Below are 24029 nucleotides of genomic sequence, written 5' to 3' on the forward strand. Positions count from 1 at the left end.
GTCGGGCATCGCAGCACCCGTGGCAGTGCGCGGGTCAAATTGCTGCGTGACACCCTGGCCCAGGGGCTGGAGCCGCTGCTCGACGGACGCGACTGAAGCGCGGCCGCCCGGTGGCGTGGAAAAAAACGCGGCGCCGACAATGCGGCACCGATCAGGCGGCGCAAATCAGGCCGTCGCCGCCAGCCCGCGCGGCGAGCGCGTGAGCAGACCGACCCGCGCTTCCGAACCCGGATCGCGCGATTCGACCCGCACCGGAAAGCCCCACAGATTGGCCAGATGCTCCAACGTCTTGCCGGCACTTTCGTCGTCGAGCGGGCGCTGATTGGCGCGCGTATGCGTGAGCGTGAGCGAGCGATCGGTCAGCCGGTTGTATTGCGTGACCTGAATATCGGGCACGCGATTCTCACGCGCATATTGATCGGCCAGCAGACTGCGCACGCGCCGATAACCGTCTTCATTGTGAATTGCATCGACGCGATAAACGCTCTTGTTGACGCTGTCCTCCACCGCAAAGAAACGGAAATCGCGGATGACGGTCGGCGACAGGAATTGCCGGATGAAGGATTCATCCTTGAAATTGCGCATCGCGAAGTCGGTCACCTTGACCCAATCCTTGCTGCCCGCAAATTCCGGGAACCAGTGCTTGTCTTCCTCGCTGGGATGCAGGCAGATGCGCTGGATATCGCGGTAAATGGCAAAGCCGAGCGCATAAGGATTGATCGGGTACATCTTCTGGCCTTCAGGATCCTGGCGCTGAAACACCACATTGGTGTGCGAATGCAGGAATTCCATCATGTAGGCATCGTTGATGAGGCCCTTTTCGTACATCCGATTCAGGATGTTGTAGTGCGTGAAAGTGGCATAGCCTTCATTCAGCACCTGGGTTTGCGTCTGCGGATAAAAGTACTGCGCCATCTTGCGCACGATGCGCACCACCTCGCGCTGCCAGGTGGCCAGCTTGGGCGCATTCTTTTCGATGAAATACAGCAGATTCTCTTCCGGCTCGGGCGGATAGCGGTCGTGCTTGGCCTCGATTTCGGCTGCGTGCTTGAGCGTGGTGCGCGCCATCAAATCGTCGTACATCAGGCGGCGCGTTTCATCCGATTCTTCCTGGCGCCGGCGTTCGGCATCGGCCGACAGCGGCGGCGGCCGGCGATAGCGGTCAACACCGTGATGCTGCAATGCATGGGCCGCATCGAGCACGTCCTCGACCGCATCGATGCCGTAACGCTCCTCGCACTTGCGCACGTAATCGCGCGCAAACACCAGGTAATCGAGAATGCCATCGGCCTGGGTCCATTGCCGGAACAGGTAATTGCCCTTGAATACCGCGTTATGGCCGTAGCTCGCATGCGCAATCACCAGCGCCTGCATCAGCATGGTGTTTTCTTCCATCAGATAGGCAATGCAGGGATCGGAATTGATCACGATCTCATAGGCAAGCCCCTGACGGCCGGTTTTGTAGGCGCGCTCGTTTCGCACCAGCTCCTTGCCGTAGGACCAATGCGCGTAATGCACCGGCATGCCGGCCGACGCATAAGCATCGAGCATCTGCTCCGAGCCGATCACCTCGAGTCGGTTGCGATAGATGTCGAGCTTGAATTCATTGAGCGCAATCTCGCCGATCGCCTTGTCGAAGGCGTGGATGAGATCGAAGGTCCATTCGCTGCCGGTCGAGATATAGCCCATTGCCCGCCCTCCTGATTAGCGCTTTTCGGTCGCGCGCTTTTCGAACAAGCCGCGAAACACCGGATAAATCTCGTTGGGTGCCGCCACATGCCGCATGGAAAACACCGGCTTGCCGTCGAGCGGTGAATAGGCGCTCCACAGGCCGGTCGGCCGCATCGAAAAATCGTCCTCGTCGCGGGTTTCGATATAGGCAAAATAACGCAGCTTGGGAAAGATTTCCTTCTGCAGCAGCCCAACCGAACGCACGCCATCGTCCATCAGACAATCGCCATCCGAGGCCTGGGCCGCATACACATTCCAGCCACGCGAATAGCGGGCACGCATGATCTCGATCATCAATTCGAGCGCGCTTGCCACCCGCGTGCCACCCGATTGCCGGTCGAAGAAGAAGGTCTGCTCATCGACTTCCTGCGCCGATTCGGTATGGCGGATGAAGACCAGATCGACCTGATCGTATTTGCGCGTGAGAAACAGGTGCAGCAGCGTGAAGAATCGCTTGGCCAGATCCTTCTTGTGCTCATCCATCGAGCCAGACACGTCCATCAGGCAGAACATCACCGCCTTGAAAGCCGGCGCCGGATAAGTCGTGCGATTGCGATAGCGCAGATCAAGCTCTTCCAGATAGGGCACGCGCTCCAGCCGCTCTTCCTGCAAGGCCATCAATTGGCGCTCGATCTCGGCAATGACGGCGAGCGAATCGCCACGCGCCCGCGCTTCGTCGAGCAGCGCCTGAAGCGCCATTTCCTCATCGTTGGGATCGTCGGAAAGTGCCAGCGCCCGCGCCGATGCCTGGCGCATCGTGCGCATGACCGACAATCGGCTTGGCGAGCCCTCGCGCGCATAACCGGCATTGCGCGATTTCATTTCCGGCGATAGCGCAAGTTCCTCGCGCAGGCGATTGGGCAATTCAAGGTCGTCGAAGAAGAGTTGCATGAACTCTTCGCGCGACAGCGTGAAAGTGAAACTGTCTTCACCCTCGCCGCCATGACCGCCCTGCCCGCCGCCTTCTTTCGGCTTCGGGATTTCATCGCCTGGGACGAATTTCCGGTTGCCCGGATTCACCCAGATATTGTTGCCGCCCTGGCCGTTGCGAAACGACGGCTCGGTAATACCGCGCTCGTCGATCGTGACTTCGGCTGCGCCGTCCATGTCCTTGATGCTGCGTCCGGAAATGGTGTCGGCGATCGCACGCTTGATTTGCTGCTTGTAGCGGCGAATGAAGCGTTCGCGATTGGCGGCGTTCTTGTGCCGCCCGTTGGGGCGGCGATCAATGATGCTGGACATTCGTCCTCCCGAGGCCGAGACCTCACACCCTGCGGCGGGTCAACTGCTTTTCTTGGTGCGCTGATGCCATTCGACCAGCACGCGAACCTGTTTCTCCGTATAGCCCTTGGAAAGCATCCGGGTCACAAACGATTCGTGCTTTTTCTGCTCCTCGGCCGATCCCTTGGCCGTGAATGCAATGACGGGCAACAGCTCCTCGGTATTGGAGAACATGCGCTTCTCGATCACCTCGCGCAGCTTTTCATACGAGGTCCAGACCGGATTCTTGCCGCCATTGGCCGCACGCGCCCGCAGCACGAAATTGACGATTTCCTGGCGGAAATCCTTCGGATTGCTGATGCCGGCGGGCTTCTCGATCTTTTCGAGTTCGCTGTTGAGCATCGCGCGGTCGTAGGATTCGCCGGTATTCAGATCGCGGTAATCCTGGCCCTGCACCCAGTAATCGGCATAGGTCACATAGCGGTCGAACAGGTTCTGGCCGTATTCCGAATAGGTTTCGAGGTAGGCGGTCTGGATTTCCTTGGTGAGGAAATCGGCATAGCGCGGCGCAAGCCAATCCTTGATGTAGGAAATGTGCTTGCGCTTGGTTTCCTCGGGCAGATTGTCGGATTCGATCTTCTGTTCGAGCACATACATCAGATGCACCGGATTGGCGGCAATCTCCTGCGTGTCGTAATTGAAGACCTGCGACAAAATCTTGTAGGCATAACGGGTCGAACTGCCCTGCATGCCTTCGTCGGGCGAAGCGAAATCGCGGTATTCCTGGATGGTCTTGGCGCGCGGATCGGTGTCCTTGATGTTTTCACCGTCATACACGCGCATCTTCGAATAGATGCTCGAATTCTCGGGATCTTCCAGCCGCGTGAGCACGCTGAATTGCGCCATCATTTCGAGGGTGCCGGGCGCGCAGGGTGCAGCAGTCAGCGAGCTGTGATCGAGCAGCTTGCGATAAATCTTCACTTCCTCATGCACGCGCAGGCAATACGGCACCTTGACCACATTGATCCGGTCGAGGAAAGCCTCGTTGTGCTTGTTGTTGCGGAAGTTCTGCCATTCGCTTTCGTTCGAGTGCGCCAGAATCACGCCCTGGAACGGAATCGCGCCAAAGCCTTCGGTGCCCTTGAAATTGCCTTCCTGCGTCGCCGTCAACAGCGGATGCAGCATCTTGATCGGTGCCTTGAACATTTCGACGAATTCGAGAATGCCCTGATTGGCGATGCACAGGCCGCCCGAATAGCTGTAAGCGTCGGGATCGTCCTGGGCAAACAGCTTGAGCTTGCGGATATCGACCTTGCCGACCAGCGAAGAAATGTCCTGATTGTTTTCGTCGCCCGGCTCGGTCTTGGCAATGCCGACCTGATTGAGCACCGAGGGCTGGATGCGCACCACCTTGAACTTGCGCAGATCGCCGTCGTATTCGGCCAGGCGCTTCTGCGCCCACGGGCTGGTAATGCCGGTGAGATAGCGACGCGGAATCTTGTAGTCCTGCTCCAATACATCCGCATAGTCGAGCGGATTGAACAGGCCGAGCGGCGACTCGTTGATGGGCGAACCCTTGAGCGCATAGATGGGGTATTTCTCCATCAGCAGCTTGAGCTTCTCGGCAAGAGAACTCTTGGCGCTGCCAACCGGCCCGAGCAGATAGAGCACCTGCTTCTTTTCTTCGAGGCCCTGGGCGGCGTGGCGGAAATGCGAAACGATCTGCTCGATCGCCGCTTCCATGCCGAAAAAACCATCGAATGCGGGGTAATGCCGCAAGGCCCGATTGCTGAAGATGCGCGACAGCCGCGGATCGCTCCGGGTATCGACGATTTCCGGTTCGCCAATCGCCGCGAGCATGCGCTCGGCTGGCGTGGCGTAAGCCATCGGATCGCGGGCGCAAAGCTGGAGATATTCCTCCAGCGTCATTTCGACGCTTTGCTTCGCGCTATACGACTCGTGGAATCGATCCAGCAAGTTTCCCATATCGCCCTCCCTTGACCCGGCGGCAGCCGGGCGGCAATGAAAATATTCAATGACGCGGCAGCAAAGAGCGGGAAAAAGAGCTTTGGGAAAGAATCGACAATGATTCGATCTTTCGGAACCAGACCTTTCACGGGGTCATTGGTTCGGTCCTGCCGGAAAACGCGCAACACCGAAGGGCATCAGGCGCAAACCGTGCACGCGTTCGGTAGCTGCGGGACAGGCAACTGCCCGCAATGGGGGGCGATTGACGAAGCCAGTCGGGCGAGCGCGGGCGTAAGCGGCAGGAGGAAACTAAAGAGCGCTCAAAGAGCGACAACGTGACGGCACGGACGACCGCGACAAGCTCACGTTGGCAACATTCGTGCCGAGTGTCGAGCGGGTATTGGTAACAAGCGCCCGACTCGCTCATCGGCAGGTCACGAGTCCACTGTAGGGAGCGCGTGTGTTCCGGAAATCAGAATAAGCGGTGGACTTGCGCGCCTGCCAGCGTCTTAACCCCGAAGCGTGAAACCGGCTTGCAGCCGGCGGTGCGCAAAGTCTCAGGGCAGCGCTGCGCCATTCATGCGTGCCAGCACGATGCCAGCCTTGCGCAGCAACTGGGGATGGTTGCGATTGCGGTCGAAGTAGCGCGGATTGGGCAGCATCGCGGCCAGCCGGGCGGCCTGCGGCGCGGTCAGCACGGCGGCGTTCACGCCGTAGTAGTGATGCGCCGCCGCCTCGATGCCGAACACGCCGACACCCCATTCCACGACGTTGAGATAGACCTCGAGGATGCGCGGCTTGTCCATCCAGAACTCGAGCATCCAGGTGATGGCGAACTCCTGCGCCTTGCGCACATAGCTGCGCTCGGGCGTGAGGAAGAGGTTCTTGGCGAGCTGCTGGGTCAGCGTGGAGCCACCCGCCACCACATGGCCACGGCGCTGGTTCTTCTGCCAGGCGCGCTCCAGCGCATCCCAGTCGACGCCGTCGTGCTCGGTGAAATTGCTGTCCTCGGCGGCGATGACCGCGCGCTTGATGTTGCGGCTGATGCGCTCGTAGGGCACCCAGGCGTGCTGGATGACCGGCTGGCCGGCCGGGCGCGGCGGCGGATTGGCGGCAGCGCGGCGCGGCTGGGCGGCGGGAACTTCGGCGCGCGGCACATTGGGCTCGGGGCTTTCGAGCCGCAGCTGCTGGGCCCGCATGAAGCTGGTCGTGCCCGGATCGATCACGACCCAGAGCCCGATCTTGCAGAAGAACAGCGCCTGCACCACCAGCGCGCCGGCGCCGGCCATGAGCGCCAGCCGCCAGAGCGTGCCGGCGAGGCCAGCGATGCCGGCGCCCATGCGCATCGGCTCAGGGCCGGCTGGCGGCCAGCTCGGCGCGGATGGCGGCGATGACGCCGCCGGTCTCGGGCCGCTTGCCGCGCCAGTCGAAGAAGGATTCGGCGGCCTGCTCGACCAGCATGCCGAGGCCGTCGGCCAGCCGCGTGGCGCCGCAGGCGGCCGAATGGACGAGAAAACTTGTCGGGTTTGCGCCGTACATCATGTCGTAAACAAAACCCGCATCCTTCAAGAGGGCATCGTCAACAGGTGGAAGGCCGCCGTCGAGGCTGGCGCTGGTGGCGTTGATGACGACATCGAAGCGGCCGGCCAGCGCATCGAAGCGGCTGGCGCCGAGGCGGGTGGCGCCCGGGGTTGCGGCGCCGCCGCCGCCGGCACGCGCGGCGAGCGCCGACGCCGCCAGCTCCTCGGCGCGCGCCTCGGTGCGGTTGGCGATCACGATCTCGGCCGGACCGGCGTCGACCAGCGGCAGCAGCGCGCCGCGCGCCGCGCCGCCGGCGCCGAGCAGCAGCACGCGCGCGCCGGCCAGCGTCACGCCGAGGTTGTCGCGCAGGTCGCGCACGATGCCGATGCCGTCGGTGTTGTCGGCCTGGATGCGGCCGTCGGCGTCGATCCACAGCGTGTTGACGGCGCCGGCATGGGCGGCGCGCTCGCTGAGCCGGTCGGCGAGCCGGAAGGCGTCGAGCTTGAACGGCACGGTCACGTTCAGGCCGCGGCCGCCGTCGGCGAAGAAGGCGCGCGCGGTGGCGGCAAAGCCGTCGAGCGGCGCGAGGATGCGGTCATAGCTCACCGGCTCGCCGGTCTGGGCCGCAAAGCGGGCGTGAATCTGCGGCGAGCGGCTGTGCGCGATGGGATTGCCGACCACGGCATAGCGGTCGGTGCGGGCGGCGGAGTTGGCGGTCACGGGGCGGGCGGCGATGAGACCGGCGCGAAAAACCGGCTCACTTGGCGCGGGTTTCGAGCTGGTCGTTGGTGAACATCATGGTGCGGGTGATGGACAGCAAATCCATCTCGCCCTTCATCTGCGCGGTGAAGCGGCCATAGGGCGCGGCGCGCCGGACGATGTTGAGCGCGGCCTGGTCGAGCAGCTTGTGGCCCGAACTCTTGTCCACGCCGATGTCGACGATGCTGCCGTCGGCATCGATCACCACGCTGATCTGCACCGCGCCGTAGACCTTGCCGCGCGCCTCCTCGGGATAGTTGAGGTTGCCCCACTTCTCGACCTTGCTGCGGAAGTTCTCGACGTAGAGCGCGGCCGAATAGTCGCGCGCGCCGGTGCCGAAGAAGTGCTTGCGCGGGCGCCTGTTCTCTTCCTCGATGCGCTCCTGGACGATGGCGGCTTGGCGCGCATAGGCGCGCGCCGAGTCGATCAGGTCGGCGCCGTTGAGCTTGGGATCGGGCGCCGGCGTGGGCGCGTCGTTGGCGGCGGCGATCGGCCGGCCGTTCTTGTCGAGCGAGCTGAGCAGCTTCTTCTGCTCGGCTTCGAGCTGCTGGAGCTTGCGCACCGCATCGTTGAGCGCATCGCCGGGCTTCTCGACGCCGACATTGGGCAGCGGCGTGCCGGCGCGCTTGGTCTCGTGGTCGCCGCCGCCTTCGAGCGCGACCTGGGCCAGCACATCGGCCTGGGCCGGCGCGCGCTCGCTGCGGCTGTTGACGATGACGACCTCGATGCCGGGGTCCTTCGCCTTGATCTCGAAGGTTTCGGGCGCGACGAAATGGATCGTCAGCCCGAGGCCGTGCAGCAGAAAGGACGCGGCGAGCGCGACGGCCAGCACGCGGTTGCGGTCATACCAGTCGCGCAAATCGAAGCGGCGCGGGGCGCTCAGGGTCTCGGTCATGGCGGCGGATTCTAGCGGCGGGCCGGCACTCAGACAGTGCCGGCTGGCGCATCGTCCGCCGTCGCGGGCGTGGCGGCAGCGGGGACTTCCCCGTCGCCGGCATCGGCATCGGCGGCCGGCGCGGCGCCGACCACGGCGGCTTCGCCCTCGGCTTCCTCGGCCACGGCGTCGGTGCTGTCGGGCAGGTCGTCTTCCAGCGCCTCCACGTCGGCGGGCGCGGCTTCCTCGTGGACGGCGGCGAGCCGGCCTTCGACCGTGAGCGCGGCTTCGTCGACCGCGATCACGTCGACTTCAACCCGCGTGCCCGGCGGCAGATGGCCGATGCCGGCCAGCGACAGCACCAGCGGCAGCGCGGCGAGGCGCACGTTCTCGTTGCGCAGCACCACGGCGTCGAGCCGCTTGCCGCCGCCGATGCAGCCTTCCTGCGCCAGCCAGCGCAAGCACCAGTAGCGCTCCAGCGCCGACTGCACGCTGGCATAGGCCGCGTAGGCCGCATCGAAGGCGCCGATGATCGCGAACAGCTCGGCCGAGTTCTTGGGGAAGGGCACCGGCTCGCCGCGCGCGACGGCCAGGATCTGCCACTGGTTCACCAGATCGACATAGCGGCGCAGCGGCGAGCTGCTCCAGGCGTAGTGCTTGACGCCGATGCCGATGTGCTGCGCCGCATGCGTCTGCATGCGCACCGCGCTCTGGCGCGCGCCGGGCCGGGCCCAGTGCGTCTGCACGCGGTAGATGCCGGGCACGCCAGCCTCGTCGAGCAGGCGGCCCCAGTTGCTGTTCGCGAAGATCATCCACTCGGCCACGATGCGGTCGAGCGGCGCATCGCGCTTGCGCTGGTCGATGACGATGCGCTCGGCGCCGTCGTCGCCCACCACCACGCGGAAGTTGAAGTCGGTGCGGTTGCGCGGCTCGGGCTTGCCGCGAATCTGCTCGCGGTCGCTGGCGAGCCGGTCACCGAGGCGGGCCAGCATGCGCAGCTCGCGCTTGAACGGGAATTCGGTGTCGTCGTCGACCAGCGTCTGCTCGGTGATGAGCGCATCGAGCTGGTCGTGGCGCAGGTTGGCGGCGATGGGCACGCGCTCGACCACGGTTCTGGTGGCCAGGCATTCGCCCGATTCGGGATCGAAGTCGCCGTAGATCGACAGCGCCGGCCGCGCCGTGCCCTCGCCGAGCGTGAACACCTGCACCAGCGCGTCGGGCAGCATGGTGATCTTCTCGCCCGGCGTGTAGACGGTGGAGAGGCGCTTGCGCGCAATGGCGTCGAGCGCATCGCCGGGGCGGATGGCGAGCCCAGGCGCGGCGATGTGCACGCCGACGCGCACCGTGCCGCCGGCCAGCCATTGCACCGACAGCGCATCGTCGATCTCGGTGGTCTGCGAATCGTCGATGGAGAAGGCCTGGACATCGGCGACCGGCAGGCTGGCGGCGGCGTCGACGGCGGCGGTCGGCAGCTCGAAATTGCCAAAGCCGGTGCCGCGCGGAAACCATTCCACGAGGAAGCGGCCGCGATGCAAATCCTTGACCGACGCGAACGCGCCGGCCTTGAGCAGCAGCTTTTCGGGCTGCTGATGCGAGTCGTGCGCGGCGGCGTCGAGCGCCTTCCACTCCATGCCGTTCTTGTCGGGCTTGAACAGCAGGAAGGCGGCGCGCGCCAGCGCCGGATCCTGGCCGGGCTCGGCGGCCCAGCCCGGCGGCAGCCGGCCCTCGATGAGTTCGCGCGCCAGTTCGGCCTGCTTTTCGGCGGCGATGCGCTTCTTTTCCTGGCTGGCGAGCGCGGCCTTGAGTTCGTTTTCGGGCGCCGGGCGGTAGCGGCCCTTGCCCTTGCGGCGGAAGTACATCGGCGCGGTATGCACGCGCAGCAGCAGCGCGGCGAACTGCACCGGGCTGAGCTTGCCGCCGAAGTATTCGGCGCCGAGCGCGGCCACGTCGAATTCGTCCTGCGGCGCCACTTCCCACAGAAAGTCGAGGTCGATCTCGTCGGCCATCGCCTGCGCGGCGGGCAGCAGCTCGTCGGCCGGCGGCGCGTCGAACTTGAGCACGACATTGGCGGCCTTGATCTTCACGCGCCGGCCCGAGGCCATCTCGACCTGGTAGTTGGTGGCGTCGGCGCCGTGGGCGTCGAGCACGGCGCCGGCCTTGAAGCCGCCGTCTTCTTCAAACAGAACTTGCATCGTGGATCGCAAAAAAGGGCCGCGCGGAGCGGCCCGTGGGTAGCAGGTGATGGCCGCGCGCCCGGCAGGGCGGCGTGCGGCGGAAAGCGCGGAGGTTAGCGCCTGACGGTAACGGGCGCCGGTGGGGCTTGCGGCGAGCGCGGCCCGGACCGGCGGCCCGGGCGCTCAGACCGTCATGCCGCCGCCCACCTCGATGACGGCGCCGTTGATGTAGCTGGCCTCGTCGCTGGCGAGGAAGGCATAGACGTTGGCGATTTCTTCGGGCTGGGCGAGGCGGCCGAGCGGCACATGGGCCTTCATCTGGTCGAGCACCTTGGCCGGGATGGTGTCGAGGATGTGCGTCGCGACGAAACCCGGGCAGACGGCATTCACGCGGATGCCCTTCGGCCCCAGCTCGCGCGCCCAGGTCTTGGCGAAGGCGATGACGCCGGCCTTGGTCGCGGCGTAGTTGGTCTGGCCGAAGTTGCCGTACAGCCCGACCACGCTCGACGCGTTGAGGATCACGCCGCGCCCGGCGCCGATCATCGCGTCGGCGACCGCCTGCGCGCAGTTGAAGACGCCGCGCAGGTTCACGTCGATCACGCGGTCGAACTGGGCGGCGGTCATCTTGACGAGGCGCGCGTCCTGGGTGATGCCGGCGTTGTTCACCAGCACGTCGATGCGGCCGTAGGCGTCGAGCGTGGCCATGACCATCGTGTCGACGCTCTCGCGGTCGGTCACGTCGACGACGAAGCCCCGCGCCTGGGCGCCGTCGCGGTGCAGCGCGGTGACGGCGGCATCCACCTGGGCCGCGTCCAGGTCGCAGACGATGCAGATCGCGCCCTCGGCGGCGAACTTGCGCACCGTGGCCAGGCCGATGCCGTTGGCGGCGCCGGTGACGATGGCGACCTTGGCGTTGAGTCTCATGGCTTGCTGTTCCGGAGAAGGGCGCGGCGCTCAGGCCGCGATGCCGCAGAAATCGAGGATGGCCGGCAGGTGGTCCTCGAAGTCGGACAGGCCGTGATCCGAGCCCTGCACGATGGTCTTGCGCGCGCCGGCGTAGAAGGCGTCGGCCTCGCGCCAGTCGAGCACCTCGTCGCCGGTGGCGGCGATGAGGAAATAGCGCTCGGGCCGGGTGATGCCGGCCGGCGCGAGCGCGCGCAGCTCGTCCACATAGCCGGGCAGGAACTCGAAGCTCTGGCTCTCGTCGTGAAAATAGGTGTGCGTGCCGACCAGCCCCGACAGGTCGCGCTGGGCATTGACCGCCGGATTGATGAGCACCGCGCGGCAACCGAGCCGCTCGGCCGCGACCGTGGCGTAGAGCCCGCCAAGCGACGAGCCGACCACCACCAGCTCGCGTGCCGGATCGGCGCCGTTGAGCGCCACCTGGCACACCGCGATGGCCAGCCGCGCCGCCAGCGAGGGCGACGGCGGCAGCGACGGCGAATGGAAGCGGTCGCCCAGCTCCAGATCGTCGAGCGCGCGCGCCAGCCGGCGCGACTTGAACGACGCCGGCGACGAGCGGAAGCCGTGGAAATACACGACGGCTGCCGGCGCGCTGTCGCCGCGCTCGCCCGCGCCGCCGGGCCGGCCGTCGCGCCAGTCGTCCATGCGCGGCGCGCTCATGCGTCGGCCTTGCCGGCGAGGGCGTCGAGCAGCCGGTGATGCACGCCGCCAAAGCCGCCGTTGCTCATCACCAGCACGCGGTCGCCGGGGCGCGCGGCGGCGGCCACGGCATCGACCAGATCGGCCAGCTCGTGGAAGGCGCGGGCCCGGTCGCCGAGCGGCGCGAGCGCCTCGGCCAGATCCCAGCCGAGCGCGTCGCGGCCCTCGCGCGCGCCAAAGCCGAACACCAGATCGGCGCCCGAAAGCGAACCCGGCAGCTGGGCCTTCATGGCGCCGAGCTTCATGGTGTTGGAGCGCGGCTCCAGCACGGCGAGGATGCGCGGGCCGGGACCGATGGCGCGGCGCAGGCCGGCGACGGTGGTCTCGATGGCGGTCGGGTGATGCGCGAAATCGTCGTACACGCGCACGCCGGCCGCCTCGCCGCGCAGCTCCATGCGGCGCTTGACCGAGCGGAAGCGCGCGAGCGCGTCGATGGCCTTGGCCGGCGCCACGCCTGCGTGCTCGGCGGCGGCGAGCGCCGCGAGCGCATTCATGCGGTTGTGCTCGCCTTGCAGCGCGATGTCGAAGGCGCTGGCGGGCAGCCGGCCGAGTACAGTATTGCCGCGCAGGAATTCGAGATCGGTGGCGGCGGGCGGGATCAGCGTCGCGCCGCCCGAGGCGACACCGACGGCCGGCACCTCGCGCAACCACCAGCCGTCCTCGGCGCCAAACCGTTCCACCGCCGACCAGCAGCCGCGTTCCAGCACCCGCGCCAGCGCCGGTTCGCGCGCATTCGTCACCAGCCGGCCACTGCCCGGCACGGTGCGCACCAGATGATGGAACTGGGTCTCGATGGCGCCCAGGTCGGGAAAGATGTCGGCATGGTCGAACTCAAGATTGTTGAGCACGGCGGTGCGCGGCCGGTAGTGCACGAACTTGCTGCGCTTGTCGAAGAAGGCGGTGTCGTACTCGTCGGCCTCGATGACGAAGCAGGGGCTGCTCCAGTCGCCGTGCAGCCGCGCCGACACGCCGAAATTGAGCGGCACGCCGCCGATCAGAAAGCCCGGCGCGAGGCCCGCGTCTTCCAGAATCCAGGCCAGCAGCGAGCTGGTGGTGGTCTTGCCGTGGGTGCCGGCAACCGCCAGCACATGCCGGCCGGCGAGGATGTGCTCGGCCACCCATTGCGGGCCGCTGGTGTACGGCAGGCCGCGATCAAGGATGGCTTCCATCAGCGGATTGCCGCGGCTGACCACATTGCCCACCACGAACAGATCGGGCGCGAGGCCCAGCTGCTCGGGCGACCAGCCCGAGATCAGTTCGATGCCGGCCGCTTCGAGCTGGCTGCTCATGGGCGGATAGACGTTGGCGTCGCAACCGGTGACGCGATGGCCCGCCTGGCGCGCGAGCTGCGCGACACCGCCCATGAAGGTGCCGCAGATGCCAAGAATGTGGATGTGCATATGCCGAGGGATTCTATCGGACGGGTTTTGACGCGCCGGCGGTCCGCCCGGCGCCGACGTCGGGCGGGAACGCGCCACGCCGGGCCGGCGTCCAAGCGGAATGCGCGGCAATCCGCTGCCGCCCCTCCGCTACCATCGATTCCATGTCCAGCTCAGCCCATCTCCGCGAGCGCATCGCCGCCGCCGCCGCCCGCCTCGTCGCCGAGGACGGACTCGACTACGCCTCGGCCAAGCGCAAGGCCGCGCGCGAGGTGCTCGGCCGCCAGCAGGGCGATGCCGACCTGCTGCCCGACGACGACGAAATCGAGGAGGAGCTGCGCACCTATCAGCGCCTCTACCAGGGCGACAGCCAGCCGGCGCGGGTCGAGCGGCTGCGCCGCGTGGCGCTCGACGTGATGACGCTGCTCGGCCATCAACCGCTGTGGCTGGTCGGCGCGGTCGCCAACGGCACCGCCGGCGAGCTGTCGGAGGTGTACTTGCAGGCCTACGTGGACACCAGCAAGGAAGTGCACATCGACCTGCTCAATGCCGGCGTCGATGCCGATGCCGACGAGATCGCCAACCCCTTCGGGCGCGGCCGGGTCGAGCGGCTGAGCTTTCTGTGGCGCGGCGAGGCGGTGCACATCACCTGCTATGCGCCGCGTCAGGCGCGGCAGATCGGCGAGCAGGTGCCCGAGCGGCTGTCGCGCGATGCGCTCGCCGCGCTGCTCGGCTGAATCTTTCATGCGCCAACGGAGCAAGCGATGAAGTTGAAGTTCGGGCCGGTCATCGGCCTGCTGGCGGCGGCGGTGGCGCTGGGCGGCGGCCTGATCGCCGGCTTGCAGCTCGATGCGCGTTCGGCCGATGCGCCGGCCGGCAAGACGGCCGCCGGCTTTCATCCGGCCGAGCCGGCGGTGGCGGCGCTGTTCGCCGCGCGCTTCGACGATCTGGATGGCCGTTCGCGTGCGCTGAGCGAGTTCGCCGGCCGCACCGTGGTCGTCAACTTCTGGGCCACCTGGTGCGCGCCCTGCGTCGAAGAGATGCCCGGGCTGCAAGCCATCGCCACCGAGCTGGCGCCGGCCGGCGTGAGCCTGGTGGGCATCGCCATCGACAGCCCGCAGGCGGTGCGCGACTTCCGCGCCCGGCTCGGCATCGACTATCCGCTGCTGCTCGGCGCCGCCACTGGCACCGACCATGCGCGCGCGCTCGGCGACAAGGCCGGCGGCCTGCCCTACACCGTGGTGATCGGCCCCGACGGCGCGGTGCGCGCACGCCATGCCGGCCGGCTCGACCTCGCCGCACTGCGCGCCAGTCTGACCAGCGCCGGCGGCGCGCACTGAACGGCGCGGCTGCCGGCGGTTGCTGGCGCAATGGCTGGACTTTGACCGACGTTGTCGCCACACTGCGCCGCCTTGCCAGCCGCCCCGCGCGGCGTCCGGGTGCCACGGCGCCAACCCAGCAACGCCCGCCGGCACGGCAGCCAACGGCGCCGGCCGTGCAACCCGTCACTTGATGACCCTGCCACCGGGTTGAGCGCAAATATCCCCAGTAAATACAAATTGGCTACAATTGAAGCCAATTTGAATCAGATGCGGCTGTCGCAGCGCCGCATTCCGGCCCTGCCGCACGGGCAACGCCTTTCAGGACACGCATGGATCTCCGCAAGCTCAAGACGCTCATCGATCTCGTCGCCGACTCCGGCATCTCGGAACTCGAAGTCACCGAGGCCGACGGCAAGGTACGCATCGTCAAGGCCGCGCCGCCCGCACCGGCACCCGTCTATGTGCAGCAGGCCGCCGCGCCGGCTCCGGTCGCCGTGGCCGGCGCACCGGCCGCCGCGCCGGTGGCCGCCGCCGAACCCGAGGCGCCCAAGGGCCATGTGGTCAAGTCGCCGATGGTCGGCACCTTCTACCGCTCGCCCTCGCCGGGCGCCAAGTCGTTCATCGAGCTGGGCTCGACCGTCAAGGAAGGCGACACGCTCTGCATCATCGAGGCGATGAAGCTGCTCAATGAGATCGAGGCCGACGCCAGCGGCGAGATCAAGCAGATCCTGGTCGAGAACGGTCAGGCGGTCGAATACGGCCAGCCGCTGTTCATCATCGGCTGAGCATTCCCGCCTTCCGGGCGCGCACGATTTAGCTGCGCGCCGCCGCCGGCTCCACGCCGCCCGGCGCCCTCCCCGATCCCGAGGCTTCACCCCCATGTTCCAGAAAATCCTGATCGCCAACCGAGGCGAGATCGCGCTGCGCATCCAGCGCGCCTGCCGCGAAATGGACATCAAGACGGTCGTCGTCCATTCCGAGGCCGATTCGCAGGCCAAGTACGTGAAGCTGGCCGACGAGTCGGTCTGCATCGGCCCGGCGCCGTCGGCACTCAGCTATCTCAATGTGCCGGCCATCATCAGCGCGGCCGAGGTCAGCGACGCCGAGGCGATCCATCCCGGCTACGGCTTCCTGAGCGAGAACGCCGACTTCGCCGAGCGCGTCGAGCAGTCGGGCTTCACCTTCATCGGCCCGCGCCCCGACACCATCCGCCTGATGGGCGACAAGGTCTCGGCCAAGCAGTCGATGATCAAGGCCGGCGTGCCCTGCGTGCCGGGCTCGGACGGCGCCCTGCCCGAAGACCCGAAGGAGATCGTGAAGATCGCGCGGGCCGTAGGCTATCCGGTCATCATCAAGGCGTCGGGCGGCGGCGGCGGTCGCGGCATGCGCGTGGTGCATACCGAGGCGGCGCTCATCAGCGCGGTGACCACCACCCGCGCCGAAGCTGGCGCAGCCTTCGGCAATCCCGAGGTCTATCTCGAAAAGTTTCTCGAGAATCCGCGCCACATCGAGATCCAGATCCTGGCCGACGAGCATGGCAACGTGGTCTATCTGGGCGAGCGCGACTGCTCGATGCAACGCCGCCACCAGAAGGTGCTTGAAGAAGCCCCGGCGCCGCATCTTCTGCCCAAGCTGCGCGACCGCATCGGCGCGCGCTGTGCCGATGCCTGCAAGAAGATCGGCTACCGCGGCGCCGGCACCATCGAGTTCCTGTACGAGAACGGCGAGTTCTATTTCATCGAGATGAACACGCGGGTGCAGGTCGAGCATCCGGTGACCGAGATGATTACCGGCATCGACATCGTGCAGCAGCAGATCCTCATCGCCGCGCACCAGCCGCTGCCGTTCAAGCAGCGCGAGATCAAGTTCGAGGGCCATGCCATCGAATGCCGGATCAATGCCGAAGACCCGTTCACCTTCATCCCGAGCCCGGGCCGCATCACCAACTGGCATGTGCCGGGCGGCCCCGGCGTGCGCGTGGACTCGCACGTCTACAACAACTATTTCGTGCCGCCCAACTACGACTCGATGGTCGGCAAGCTCATCACCTACGGCAAGACGCGCGATCAGGCGATCGCCCGCATGCGCGTGGCGCTGAGCGAGATGGTGGTCGAGGGCATCAAGACCAACATCCCGCTGCACCGCGAGCTGATGCTCGATCCCAAGTTCATCGAGGGCGGCACCAGCATCCATTACCTCGAACACCGGCTTGCGCAACGCAAGCAGGGCGACGGCCCGGTCTGACCGGGCGGCAACACGCGAAGGAGACGCCCATGTACGCGGAACTCGTCTACCGCATGGGCGAAGCCGAAGCCGAGGCGCTCGGCGACGCCATGCTCGATGCCGGCGCGCTGTCGGTGACGGTGGAAGACGCCGATCTCGATACCGACGCCGAGGCGCCGATCTTTGGCGAACCCGGCCTGGAGCCGCAGGTCGCGGCCTGGACCAACAACCTGATGGTCGTGCTCATCGATGCCGGCGAATCGGCCGAGCACGCGGCGCTGGCGCTCGAAGCCCGGCTCGCCGAGGTCTACGCCGGCCGCCAGCCGCAGCGCGAGGCGATCCGCCTTGTCGACGAGCAGGACTGGGTGCGTGCCACGCAGGCGCAGTTCGATCCGATCGGCATCGGCCGACTGTGGATCGTGCCGAGCTGGCACGAGCCGCCCGCCGGCGCCGAGCATGTGATGGTGCTCGACCCGGGCATGGCCTTCGGCACTGGCAGCCATCCGACCACGCGGCTTTGCCTGGAGTGGCTGGAGCGCGAGCTGCCGGCCGGCGCGCGCGTGCTCGATTACGGCTGCGGCTCGGGCATCCTGGCCATCGCGGCGCGGCTGCTGGGCGCGGGCGAGACCGAGGGGCTCGACATCGATCTCAACGCGGTCATCGCGGCGCGCGACAACGCGGCGCGCAACCGCGTCGAGGCGCGCTTTCACGATGCCGAGACCAGCGTGTCGGCCGGCGGCTTCGACGTGGTCGTGGCCAACATCCTGTCCAATCCGCTCAAGGTGCTGGCGCCGGCGCTGGTGGCGCAGGTCAAGCCGGGCGGCGCGCTGGTGCTGTCGGGCGTGCTCGAGCGCCAGGCCGACGAAGTGGCCGCCGTGTATGCCGGTTGCGGCCTGCCGGTGGGCGTCGCGGCGACGCTCGACGGTTGGGTATGCTTGGCCGGCCGTCGGCCCGGCTGAAGCCCGCCGGCTTCGTCGCGACGGCGATCCCACCCACTCACGCTTCCTGGCGCCCATGGCCCTCGCGACCCGCTGCCCGAATTGCGGCACGACCTTCCGGGTCGTGTCCGACCAGCTGAAGCTCAGGCGCGGGCTCGTGAAATGCGGCTCCTGCGCCACCGTGTTCAACGGCATCGAGCAGCTGCGCTATGTGGCCACGCTCGGCGACGGGCCGATCACGGTGATCCGGGAAGAGCCGGCAGCGCCGCCACGCAGCGAGCCGACCGCCGTCGACCGGCCAGCCACCCCGCCGACAGGCACTGCGCCGCCGGCGCCGACGCCTGCCGCGCCTGTCGTCGCGCCGATCGGCGGTGCGGCTGCGGCCCGGCCCGACATCGCGCCAACCGCGCCTGCGGCAACGCCGGTACCGCTCAGGCCCGCAGCAGCGCCGGCTCCGGTGGCAGTGCCGACACCTACTCCGGCGGCCGCGCCGGCACCCAGCCCGGCCAGCGCCAGCCCTGCTGCTCCTGCCGCAGTGCAGCCGCCAGCCGCGCCGGCCGCCACCATTCCAGGCACGCCGCCGGCTTCGACACCGCCGGCTGCCGCAGCCGCGGTGCCGCCCGGCACCGAAACTGCGGCGCCCGGCCCGATCCGCCCCGCTGCAAGCGCGCCAGCCACCGATGCGCAGCCGCCGGACAGCACGTCGCCGACCGCATCCGCGGCGCCGGCGCCGCCCGCCGCGCCCGATGCCGCCGCCAAGCCGCCGCTCGACCGCGCCTGGGCCACCCGCGCCGCCGTCGCCTACGAGAAGGCGCGCGCCACGCCGGTCGGCGGCAGCGACGAACTCGGGCCGCTCACCCTCATCGAGGTCGAGCGCCGGCCCGGCACGCCGGTGCCGCGCGGCATCGCCGAGAACCCCGATCTCGTGCCCTCGTTCATGCGGCATCGCGACCAGGTTTCGCGCGGCAGCCGCATCGCGCTCGCCGTGGCCGCACCGCTGCTGACGCTGACGCTCGCCGGTCAGGCGCTCTGGCTGTTTCATGACGAAGCCGCCGCAGTCCTGCCCGCCGCGCGCCCGGCGCTCGACGCCGCCTGCGCGCGGCTCGGCTGCGTCATCGCGCTGCCGCGCCGCGCCGACCAGCTGCGCATCGCCAGCGCCGACCTGCGCCAGACCGGCGAGGCCGGCGCCTACGAGCTGCGCGCCGGCCTGCGCAACGACGCGCGCTGGGACCAATCCTGGCCCTCACTCGACGTTTCGCTCACCGATGTGCAGGGCAAGCTCATCGCGCGCCGCATGCTGGCGCCCGCCGACTACCTTCCCGCCCAGCCCGATGCCGAGCGCCTTGCGCGCAGCGGCCTGGCCGCGCGGGCCGAACAGCTGATCGTCGTTCCGCTCCGGATCGACGTCGGCGGCGTCTCGGGTTACACCGTCGACGCCTTCTTCCCCTGAAACCGGTTCACACCATGTCAACGCTCATCTGCGGCTCGGTCGCCTTCGACACCATCATGGTGTTCCCCGGCGAGTTCAAGGAACACATCCTTCCGGACCAGGTTCACATCCTCAACGTCGCCTTCCTCGTGCCCGAAATGCGGCGCGAATTCGGCGGCACCGCCGGCAACATCGCCTACAACCTCAACCAGCTCGGCGGCAAGCCCATCGTCATGGCCACGGTCGGCCAGGACTCCGACGTGTATCTGGAGCGCTTCCGCAACCTCGGCCTCGACACCCGCTGCGTGAAGCGCATTCCGTCGGCCTACACCGCGCAGGCCTTCATCACCACCGACCGCGCCGACAACCAGATCACCGCCTTCCACCCGGGCGCGATGAACCATTCGCACGAGAACCATGTGGCCGACGCCGGCCCCAATGTCGAGATCGGTATCATCGCGCCGGACGGCCGCGACGGCATGTTCCAGCACGCCAAGGAGATGCACGACGCCGGCATCCGCATCGTGTTCGATCCGGGCCAGGGCCTGCCGATGTTCAACGGCGAAGAGCTGCTGCACTTCATCTCGCTGGCCGAGGTCGTAGCGGTCAACGACTACGAGGCGCGGCTGATGTGCGAGCGCATCGGCAAGCCGCTCGAAGAAGTGGTGCAGCTGGCGCCGGTGTTCGTCGTGACACGCGGCGGCAAGGGCTCGGAAATCCATGTGCGCGGCAAGATGCACGAGATTCCCTGCGTCGCGGCCGAGCGCATCGTCGACCCCACCGGCTGCGGCGATGCCTATCGCGCCGGCCTGCTGTTCGGCATGCAGCGTGGGCTCGACTGGAGCATCACCGGGCGCATCGCAGCCATCCTCGGCGCGCGCAAGATCGCCCATCGCGGGGCCCAGAATCATCACTTCACCGCTGCCGATATCCGCTCACAATTCGCGGCCGAATTCGGCTCGGCACCGTGGTAGCGTGATTTGCACAAGACAACGCTCCTCGTGCAGGGAGGATGAAGATCATGGAAAGCCATCAAGCCAATCGCAATGCCCCGAAGCTCGCGTCACGCGGGCGCGGCCTTGTCGCCGCAGTGGTCGTCACGGCACTGTCGGCCGGTCTGCTCGGCGGCTGCGCGGCGCCGCGCACCTCGGCCTCGGTCTATGACGCCAACACCGTGGGCCGCGAGCAGACGGTACGCATGGGCACGCTCGAAAGCGTGCGGCCGGTCACCATCGACAAGGGCCAGACCGGCATCGGCACCGCTGGCGGCGCGGTGGTCGGCGGCATCGCCGGCAGCAGCGTCGGCGGCGGCAAGGGGTCGGTGCTGGCGGCCATCGGCGGCGCCATCGTCGGCGGTCTGGCCGGTCAGGCCATCGAAGGCAAGGGCTCGGCGCAGAACGGCCTCGAACTGACGGTCAAGCTCGACAACGGCGATCTGCGCGTGATCGTGCAGGCAGCCGACGAAAGCTTCGCGCCCGGCGACCGGGTGCGGCTGCTGAGCGGTGCCGGCGGCACGCGCGTCACGCACTGATAGGGTGGCTGCGGGCGGCGCAAGGCCGCTCGCTTGCAGCAGGAAAACGGTGGCGCTTCAGTTCGCGTCGCCTTGCAGCTGCCGCATCAGCGCCAGCAAGGCCGGCTCACCGGCGGCAATGCCCGTCACACTCACCCGCTTGCGGCGCGACGTCTGACCCGACACCAGTTCCACCTCGCGCCGGCCCACGCCGCAACGCTCGGCAATCCATTTGATGAGAAGTTCGTTGGCCTTGCCATCCACCGGTGGCGCGGCCAGCTTGAGCTTGAGCGCGCCGTCGTGCAGGCCGACAGCCTCGGTGCTGCGCGCACCGGGCTGCACATGAAGATCGATCAGTACCCGGCCCGCGTTGTCGCGGCGCAGCCAGTCGGCCACAGCAGCGTCAGAACACGCCGATGGCCGCGCCCATGATCCGGCCGACCAGCATCAGCACGATCTGCACGACCAGCAGCAGCACCAGCGGCGAGAAATCGATGCCGCCGAAACTCGGCAGTACGCGCCGGATCGGGCCCAGCAGTGGCGCGACCAGCATGTCGATGGCCGGCGCCATCGGCGCATGCGGATTCACCCAGCCCAGGATCACATGCACGATGACCAGCATGAACACGAGATAGGCGGCCCATTTCACGCAGCCGAACACCGCCGCGATGACCAGCCCGATCGGATCGACCGAACCGTAGATGGGCAGCGTGAGCAGCAGATTGACGAGCAGCGCCACCAGCAGCGCCGCCACGATGCTCGCCCAGTCGATGCCGCCCACGCCGGGCAGCACGCGCCGCAACGGCAGCACGATGCGATTGGTGAGCGCGAACACGAAGCTCGACACCGGATTGCGCGGCGACAGGCGCACCCACTGCATGTAGGCACGCAGCAGCAGCGCCCCGCCGAGAATGTCGCCGGCGGTGTCGATGATGAGACGGAAGATTTCGTACAGCATCACGCTCCTTCAGCCACACCGGCGTCGATGACGCCGGCTGGCGTCATCGACCGGCGCGCAATCGAATCGGTCAGGGACGCGGCGTGGTCGGGAAGGGCCAGGCCGGCGCGGCCTCGGCTTCGGCGGGCTTGGCCGCCTTCTTCGCGGCGGCCTTCTTGGCCGGTGCCTTCTTGGCGGCCGGAACCGCCTTCTTGGCCGGAGCCTTCTTCGCGGCCGGCGGCGGCGTGACGACGGCCGCCTTCTTGGCCGGCGCCTTCTTGGCAACGACGACCGCCTTCTTGGCGACGGCGGCTTTCTTGGCCGGTGCCTTGGCCGGGACGGCGGCGGCCTGCTTCGCGGCGACCTTCTTGGCGGCAACCTTCTTGGCTGCGACGACGGTCTTCACCGGCGTTTCGGTCTTCTTGGCCGCGACCTTCTTGGCGGCGACCTTCTTCACCGCCACGGTCTTGACGGCTGCCTTCTTGGCAGCGGCCTTCTTGGCGACCGGCGCGCTTGCAACCGTTTTCACGGCAGCGGCCTTCTTGGCGGCAGGTGCCGGCGCCGGAGCGGCCGCAGCCTTCTTGGCCACGACCTTCTTGGCGGCGACCTTGGTCGCGACGGCCTTCTTCGCGGCAGCCTTCTTGGCCACCGGAGCCGGGGCGGGCGCGGGCGCGGGCGCAGCCACGGCCTTCTTGGCCGCGACCTTCTTCACCGGGACGACGTTCTCAGCGACCTTCTTGGCCGCAGCCTTCTTGGCCGGCGCTTTCTTGGCGGCAGTCTTCTTGGCAGTTGCCATGACGATCTCCTTCACAGGGGGAATTGAACAGACCCGAACTTGGATGAAAGGCCCGGCCGCCGGTCGGCAGCCAACTGAACGAAGCGGCCGACCAATGCGCAAAGGCGCGCAAGGCCGAAGGCCATGCGCGCCTGCTTTGCACCGACCGGCATGCCGGAGCATGCGATGGTCGGCGGGTCGGATTCGGTAGCGGTCACCGTCGCTCGTTCAAGCACAAATCATATGAATTTGATTTTAACAACGCGTGGACCAAAAGCGCTCGCTTTTGTTGCGTGCGCATGACCGTCGGTTGCGTATCAGTCCCAGGCGAGCGTGCCGCCGGTCTGGTACTCGATGACGCGGGTCTCGAAGAAGTTGCGTTCCTTCTTCAGGTCGATCATCTCGCTCATCCACGGGAAGGGGTTTTCCTCGTTCGGGAACATCGCGTCGAGACCGATCTGCTGGGCGCGACGATTGGCGATGAAGCGCAGATAGCCCTTGAACATCGGCGCGTTCAGACCCAGCACGCCGCGCGGCATCGTGTCTTCGGCATAGCGGTACTCGAGCTCGACCGCCTGCATGAACAGCCCGCGCAATTCTTCACGGAAGGCCGGCGTCCACAGATGCGGGTTCTCCATCTTGATGGTGTTGATCAGGTCGATGCCGAAGTTGCAGTGCATCGACTCGTCGCGAAGGATGTACTGGTACTGCTCGGCCGCGCCGGTCATCTTGTTCTGCCGGCCGAGCGCCAGGATCTGCACGAAGCCCACGTAGAAGAACAGCCCTTCCATCAGGCAGGCGAAGACGATGAGCGACTTGAGCAGCAGCTGGTCGTTCTCGGGCGTGCCGGTGGTGAAGTTGGGGTTGGTCAGCGTGTCGATGAACGGGATCAGGAACTCGTCCTTGTCGCGGATCGACTGCACCTCGTGATAGGCGTTGAAGATCTCCGACTCGTCGAGCCCGAGCGATTCGACGATGTACTGGTAGGCATGCGTGTGGATCGCTTCCTCGAAGGCCTGGCGCAGCAGGTACTGGCGGCATTCGGGCGCGGTGATGTGGCGATAGGTGCCGAGCACGATGTTGTTCGCGGCCAGCGAATCGGCGGTCACGAAGAAGCCGAGGTTGCGCTTGACCAGCCGGCGCTCGTCCTCGGTGAGCTTGTCGCTCTTCCACAGCTCGATGTCGCGACCCATGTTCACTTCCTGCGGCATCCAGTGGTTGGCGCAGCCGGCGAGGTACTTGTCCCAGGCCCACTTGTACTTGAACGGCACGAGCTGGTTCACGTCGGTGGCGCCGTTGATGATCCGCTTGTCGGCCACGTTCACGCGGCGCTCGTCGGCGGCGCTCTTGCGCACCGGCGCGGCGGCCACGGGCGCGCGCTGCACCGGCGCGAGTTGCGCGGCCTGGGCGGTACGCAGGTAGTCGAGGGTCGACGGCAGCGGCGACGTGACTTGCAGCTGCTCGACCACTTCGCGCAGCTCGTGCGCGACTTCGCGCAGGCGCAGCGAGGGGTCCATCTCGAAGCGCGGGGTCAGCGGCGCCTGTTGCGGGGCTGCGGGTTGTGCGGCGGGTTCGTCGTCCCAGGACAGCATGTTGTTCTCCGTGA

Annotated in this window: 22 protein-coding genes; 8 read left to right on the forward strand and 14 right to left on the reverse strand. The window is 67.2% G+C overall.

What is annotated here, in order from left to right; genetic code table 11:
* Positions 1–165: 165 nt before the first annotated feature.
* The 10 genes from B9P64_RS04855 to mpl form a co-directional block, all read right to left on the reverse strand.
* Entirely contained in the window at positions 166–1689 is a 1524-nt protein-coding gene (locus B9P64_RS04855) for a SpoVR family protein (RefSeq protein WP_085315104.1), read from the reverse strand.
* Positions 1690–1704: 15 nt separating this feature from the next.
* Positions 1705–2973, reverse strand: coding sequence for a YeaH/YhbH family protein (locus tag B9P64_RS04860; RefSeq protein WP_085315105.1), 1269 nt, complete (start codon positions 2971–2973; stop codon positions 1705–1707).
* Between the two features lie 39 nt (positions 2974–3012).
* Positions 3013–4938 (reverse strand): PrkA family serine protein kinase, encoded by a 1926-nt coding sequence (locus tag B9P64_RS04865; protein ID WP_085315106.1) that lies wholly within the window; start codon positions 4936–4938, stop codon positions 3013–3015.
* A 539-nt stretch (positions 4939–5477) separates the two neighbouring features.
* A complete protein-coding gene (gene mtgA, locus B9P64_RS04870) occupies positions 5478–6266 on the reverse strand; it encodes a monofunctional biosynthetic peptidoglycan transglycosylase (protein WP_085315107.1) in 789 nt (262 codons plus the stop codon).
* A gap of 4 nt (positions 6267–6270) precedes the next feature.
* Positions 6271–7161, reverse strand: coding sequence for a shikimate dehydrogenase (gene aroE / locus B9P64_RS04875; RefSeq protein ID WP_085315108.1), 891 nt, complete (start codon positions 7159–7161; stop codon positions 6271–6273).
* A gap of 37 nt (positions 7162–7198) precedes the next feature.
* Complete coding sequence (locus B9P64_RS04880; RefSeq protein ID WP_085315109.1) at positions 7199–8095, reverse strand: energy transducer TonB; 897 nt, start codon at positions 8093–8095, stop codon at positions 7199–7201.
* Between the two features lie 29 nt (positions 8096–8124).
* Complete coding sequence (locus B9P64_RS04885; protein ID WP_085315110.1) at positions 8125–10266, reverse strand: RNB domain-containing ribonuclease; 2142 nt, start codon at positions 10264–10266, stop codon at positions 8125–8127.
* A gap of 165 nt (positions 10267–10431) precedes the next feature.
* Entirely contained in the window at positions 10432–11172 is a 741-nt protein-coding gene (gene fabG / locus B9P64_RS04890; RefSeq protein ID WP_085315111.1) for a 3-oxoacyl-ACP reductase FabG, read from the reverse strand.
* Between the two features lie 30 nt (positions 11173–11202).
* Positions 11203–11871: a YqiA/YcfP family alpha/beta fold hydrolase gene (locus B9P64_RS04895; protein WP_235839893.1), complete on the reverse strand. Its 669-nt coding sequence runs from the start codon at positions 11869–11871 to the stop codon at positions 11203–11205.
* Positions 11868–13310 carry a UDP-N-acetylmuramate:L-alanyl-gamma-D-glutamyl-meso-diaminopimelate ligase gene (gene mpl / locus B9P64_RS04900; protein WP_085315112.1) on the reverse strand — a complete coding sequence of 481 codons (1443 nt, stop codon included), beginning with the start codon at positions 13308–13310 and terminating at the stop codon, positions 11868–11870. The genes B9P64_RS04895 and mpl overlap by 4 nt, the downstream gene beginning before the upstream one ends.
* A gap of 143 nt (positions 13311–13453) precedes the next feature.
* Between mpl and B9P64_RS04905 the strand changes: the two genes are divergently transcribed.
* The 8 genes from B9P64_RS04905 (at position 13454) to B9P64_RS04940 (ending at position 20732) form a co-directional block, all read left to right on the forward strand.
* Positions 13454–14026 (forward strand): hypothetical protein, encoded by a 573-nt coding sequence (locus tag B9P64_RS04905; protein ID WP_085315113.1) that lies wholly within the window; start codon positions 13454–13456, stop codon positions 14024–14026.
* 27 nt (positions 14027–14053) lie between these two features.
* Positions 14054–14629 (forward strand): TlpA family protein disulfide reductase, encoded by a 576-nt coding sequence (locus B9P64_RS04910; protein ID WP_085315114.1) that lies wholly within the window; start codon positions 14054–14056, stop codon positions 14627–14629.
* A gap of 311 nt (positions 14630–14940) precedes the next feature.
* Positions 14941–15396, forward strand: a complete 456-nt coding sequence (accB, locus tag B9P64_RS04915) for an acetyl-CoA carboxylase biotin carboxyl carrier protein (RefSeq protein WP_085315115.1) — start codon at positions 14941–14943, stop codon at positions 15394–15396.
* 94 nt (positions 15397–15490) lie between these two features.
* Positions 15491–16855: an acetyl-CoA carboxylase biotin carboxylase subunit gene (accC, locus tag B9P64_RS27210; protein WP_235839894.1), complete on the forward strand. Its 1365-nt coding sequence runs from the start codon at positions 15491–15493 to the stop codon at positions 16853–16855.
* Between the two features lie 29 nt (positions 16856–16884).
* Positions 16885–17793 (forward strand): 50S ribosomal protein L11 methyltransferase, encoded by a 909-nt coding sequence (gene prmA / locus B9P64_RS04925; RefSeq protein WP_235839895.1) that lies wholly within the window; start codon positions 16885–16887, stop codon positions 17791–17793.
* Between the two features lie 55 nt (positions 17794–17848).
* The gene (locus tag B9P64_RS25995) at positions 17849–19222 is read left to right on the forward strand and encodes a DUF3426 domain-containing protein (protein WP_217808645.1); all 1374 of its coding nucleotides are present in this window, start codon (positions 17849–17851) and stop codon (positions 19220–19222) included.
* 14 nt (positions 19223–19236) lie between these two features.
* Complete coding sequence (locus B9P64_RS04935; protein WP_085315119.1) at positions 19237–20175, forward strand: carbohydrate kinase family protein; 939 nt, start codon at positions 19237–19239, stop codon at positions 20173–20175.
* 47 nt (positions 20176–20222) lie between these two features.
* Positions 20223–20732 carry an outer membrane lipoprotein gene (locus tag B9P64_RS04940; protein WP_085315147.1) on the forward strand — a complete coding sequence of 170 codons (510 nt, stop codon included), beginning with the start codon at positions 20223–20225 and terminating at the stop codon, positions 20730–20732.
* Positions 20733–20789: 57 nt separating this feature from the next.
* On the opposite strand, the gene B9P64_RS04945 is transcribed toward B9P64_RS04940, so the two are convergent.
* The 4 genes from B9P64_RS04945 to B9P64_RS04960 form a co-directional block, all read right to left on the reverse strand.
* On the reverse strand, positions 20790–21107 hold the full coding sequence (locus B9P64_RS04945) for a DUF167 domain-containing protein (RefSeq protein ID WP_085315120.1): 318 nt from the start codon (positions 21105–21107) through the stop codon (positions 20790–20792).
* 7 nt (positions 21108–21114) lie between these two features.
* Positions 21115–21669 (reverse strand): YggT family protein, encoded by a 555-nt coding sequence (locus B9P64_RS04950; RefSeq protein WP_085315121.1) that lies wholly within the window; start codon positions 21667–21669, stop codon positions 21115–21117.
* A gap of 70 nt (positions 21670–21739) precedes the next feature.
* Positions 21740–22606: a hypothetical protein gene (locus B9P64_RS04955; RefSeq protein ID WP_176256725.1), complete on the reverse strand. Its 867-nt coding sequence runs from the start codon at positions 22604–22606 to the stop codon at positions 21740–21742.
* Between the two features lie 134 nt (positions 22607–22740).
* Positions 22741–24015: a ribonucleotide-diphosphate reductase subunit beta gene (locus B9P64_RS04960; protein WP_085315122.1), complete on the reverse strand. Its 1275-nt coding sequence runs from the start codon at positions 24013–24015 to the stop codon at positions 22741–22743.
* Between the last annotated feature and the right edge of the window lie 14 nt (positions 24016–24029).

Origin of the sequence: Derxia lacustris (assembly GCF_002105195.1) — a bacterium.
Lineage (GTDB): Bacteria > Pseudomonadota > Gammaproteobacteria > Burkholderiales > Burkholderiaceae_E > Derxia > Derxia lacustris.

What these genes read in the sequence shown, in the direction of transcription:
- B9P64_RS04855 (WP_085315104.1), bottom strand. Translation starts at nt 1,689, where the DNA reads ATGGGCTATATCTCGACCGGCAGCGAATGGACCTTCGATCTCATCCAC.
- B9P64_RS04860 (WP_085315105.1), bottom strand. Translation starts at nt 2,973, where the DNA reads ATGTCCAGCATCATTGATCGCCGCCCCAACGGGCGGCACAAGAACGCC.
- B9P64_RS04865 (WP_085315106.1), bottom strand. Translation starts at nt 4,938, where the DNA reads ATGGGAAACTTGCTGGATCGATTCCACGAGTCGTATAGCGCGAAGCAA.
- mtgA (WP_085315107.1), bottom strand. Translation starts at nt 6,266, where the DNA reads ATGCGCATGGGCGCCGGCATCGCTGGCCTCGCCGGCACGCTCTGGCGG.
- B9P64_RS04880 (WP_085315109.1), bottom strand. Translation starts at nt 8,095, where the DNA reads ATGACCGAGACCCTGAGCGCCCCGCGCCGCTTCGATTTGCGCGACTGG.
- B9P64_RS04885 (WP_085315110.1), bottom strand. Translation starts at nt 10,266, where the DNA reads ATGCAAGTTCTGTTTGAAGAAGACGGCGGCTTCAAGGCCGGCGCCGTG.
- fabG (WP_085315111.1), bottom strand. Translation starts at nt 11,172, where the DNA reads ATGAGACTCAACGCCAAGGTCGCCATCGTCACCGGCGCCGCCAACGGC.
- B9P64_RS04895 (WP_235839893.1), bottom strand. Translation starts at nt 11,871, where the DNA reads ATGAGCGCGCCGCGCATGGACGACTGGCGCGACGGCCGGCCCGGCGGC.
- mpl (WP_085315112.1), bottom strand. Translation starts at nt 13,310, where the DNA reads ATGCACATCCACATTCTTGGCATCTGCGGCACCTTCATGGGCGGTGTC.
- B9P64_RS04905 (WP_085315113.1), top strand. Translation starts at nt 13,454, where the DNA reads ATGTCCAGCTCAGCCCATCTCCGCGAGCGCATCGCCGCCGCCGCCGCC.
- B9P64_RS04910 (WP_085315114.1), top strand. Translation starts at nt 14,054, where the DNA reads ATGAAGTTGAAGTTCGGGCCGGTCATCGGCCTGCTGGCGGCGGCGGTG.
- accB (WP_085315115.1), top strand. Translation starts at nt 14,941, where the DNA reads ATGGATCTCCGCAAGCTCAAGACGCTCATCGATCTCGTCGCCGACTCC.
- accC (WP_235839894.1), top strand. Translation starts at nt 15,491, where the DNA reads ATGTTCCAGAAAATCCTGATCGCCAACCGAGGCGAGATCGCGCTGCGC.
- prmA (WP_235839895.1), top strand. Translation starts at nt 16,885, where the DNA reads ATGTACGCGGAACTCGTCTACCGCATGGGCGAAGCCGAAGCCGAGGCG.
- B9P64_RS25995 (WP_217808645.1), top strand. Translation starts at nt 17,849, where the DNA reads ATGGCCCTCGCGACCCGCTGCCCGAATTGCGGCACGACCTTCCGGGTC.
- B9P64_RS04935 (WP_085315119.1), top strand. Translation starts at nt 19,237, where the DNA reads ATGTCAACGCTCATCTGCGGCTCGGTCGCCTTCGACACCATCATGGTG.
- B9P64_RS04940 (WP_085315147.1), top strand. Translation starts at nt 20,223, where the DNA reads ATGGAAAGCCATCAAGCCAATCGCAATGCCCCGAAGCTCGCGTCACGC.
- B9P64_RS04950 (WP_085315121.1), bottom strand. Translation starts at nt 21,669, where the DNA reads ATGCTGTACGAAATCTTCCGTCTCATCATCGACACCGCCGGCGACATT.
- B9P64_RS04955 (WP_176256725.1), bottom strand. Translation starts at nt 22,606, where the DNA reads ATGCTCCGGCATGCCGGTCGGTGCAAAGCAGGCGCGCATGGCCTTCGG.
- B9P64_RS04960 (WP_085315122.1), bottom strand. Translation starts at nt 24,015, where the DNA reads ATGCTGTCCTGGGACGACGAACCCGCCGCACAACCCGCAGCCCCGCAA.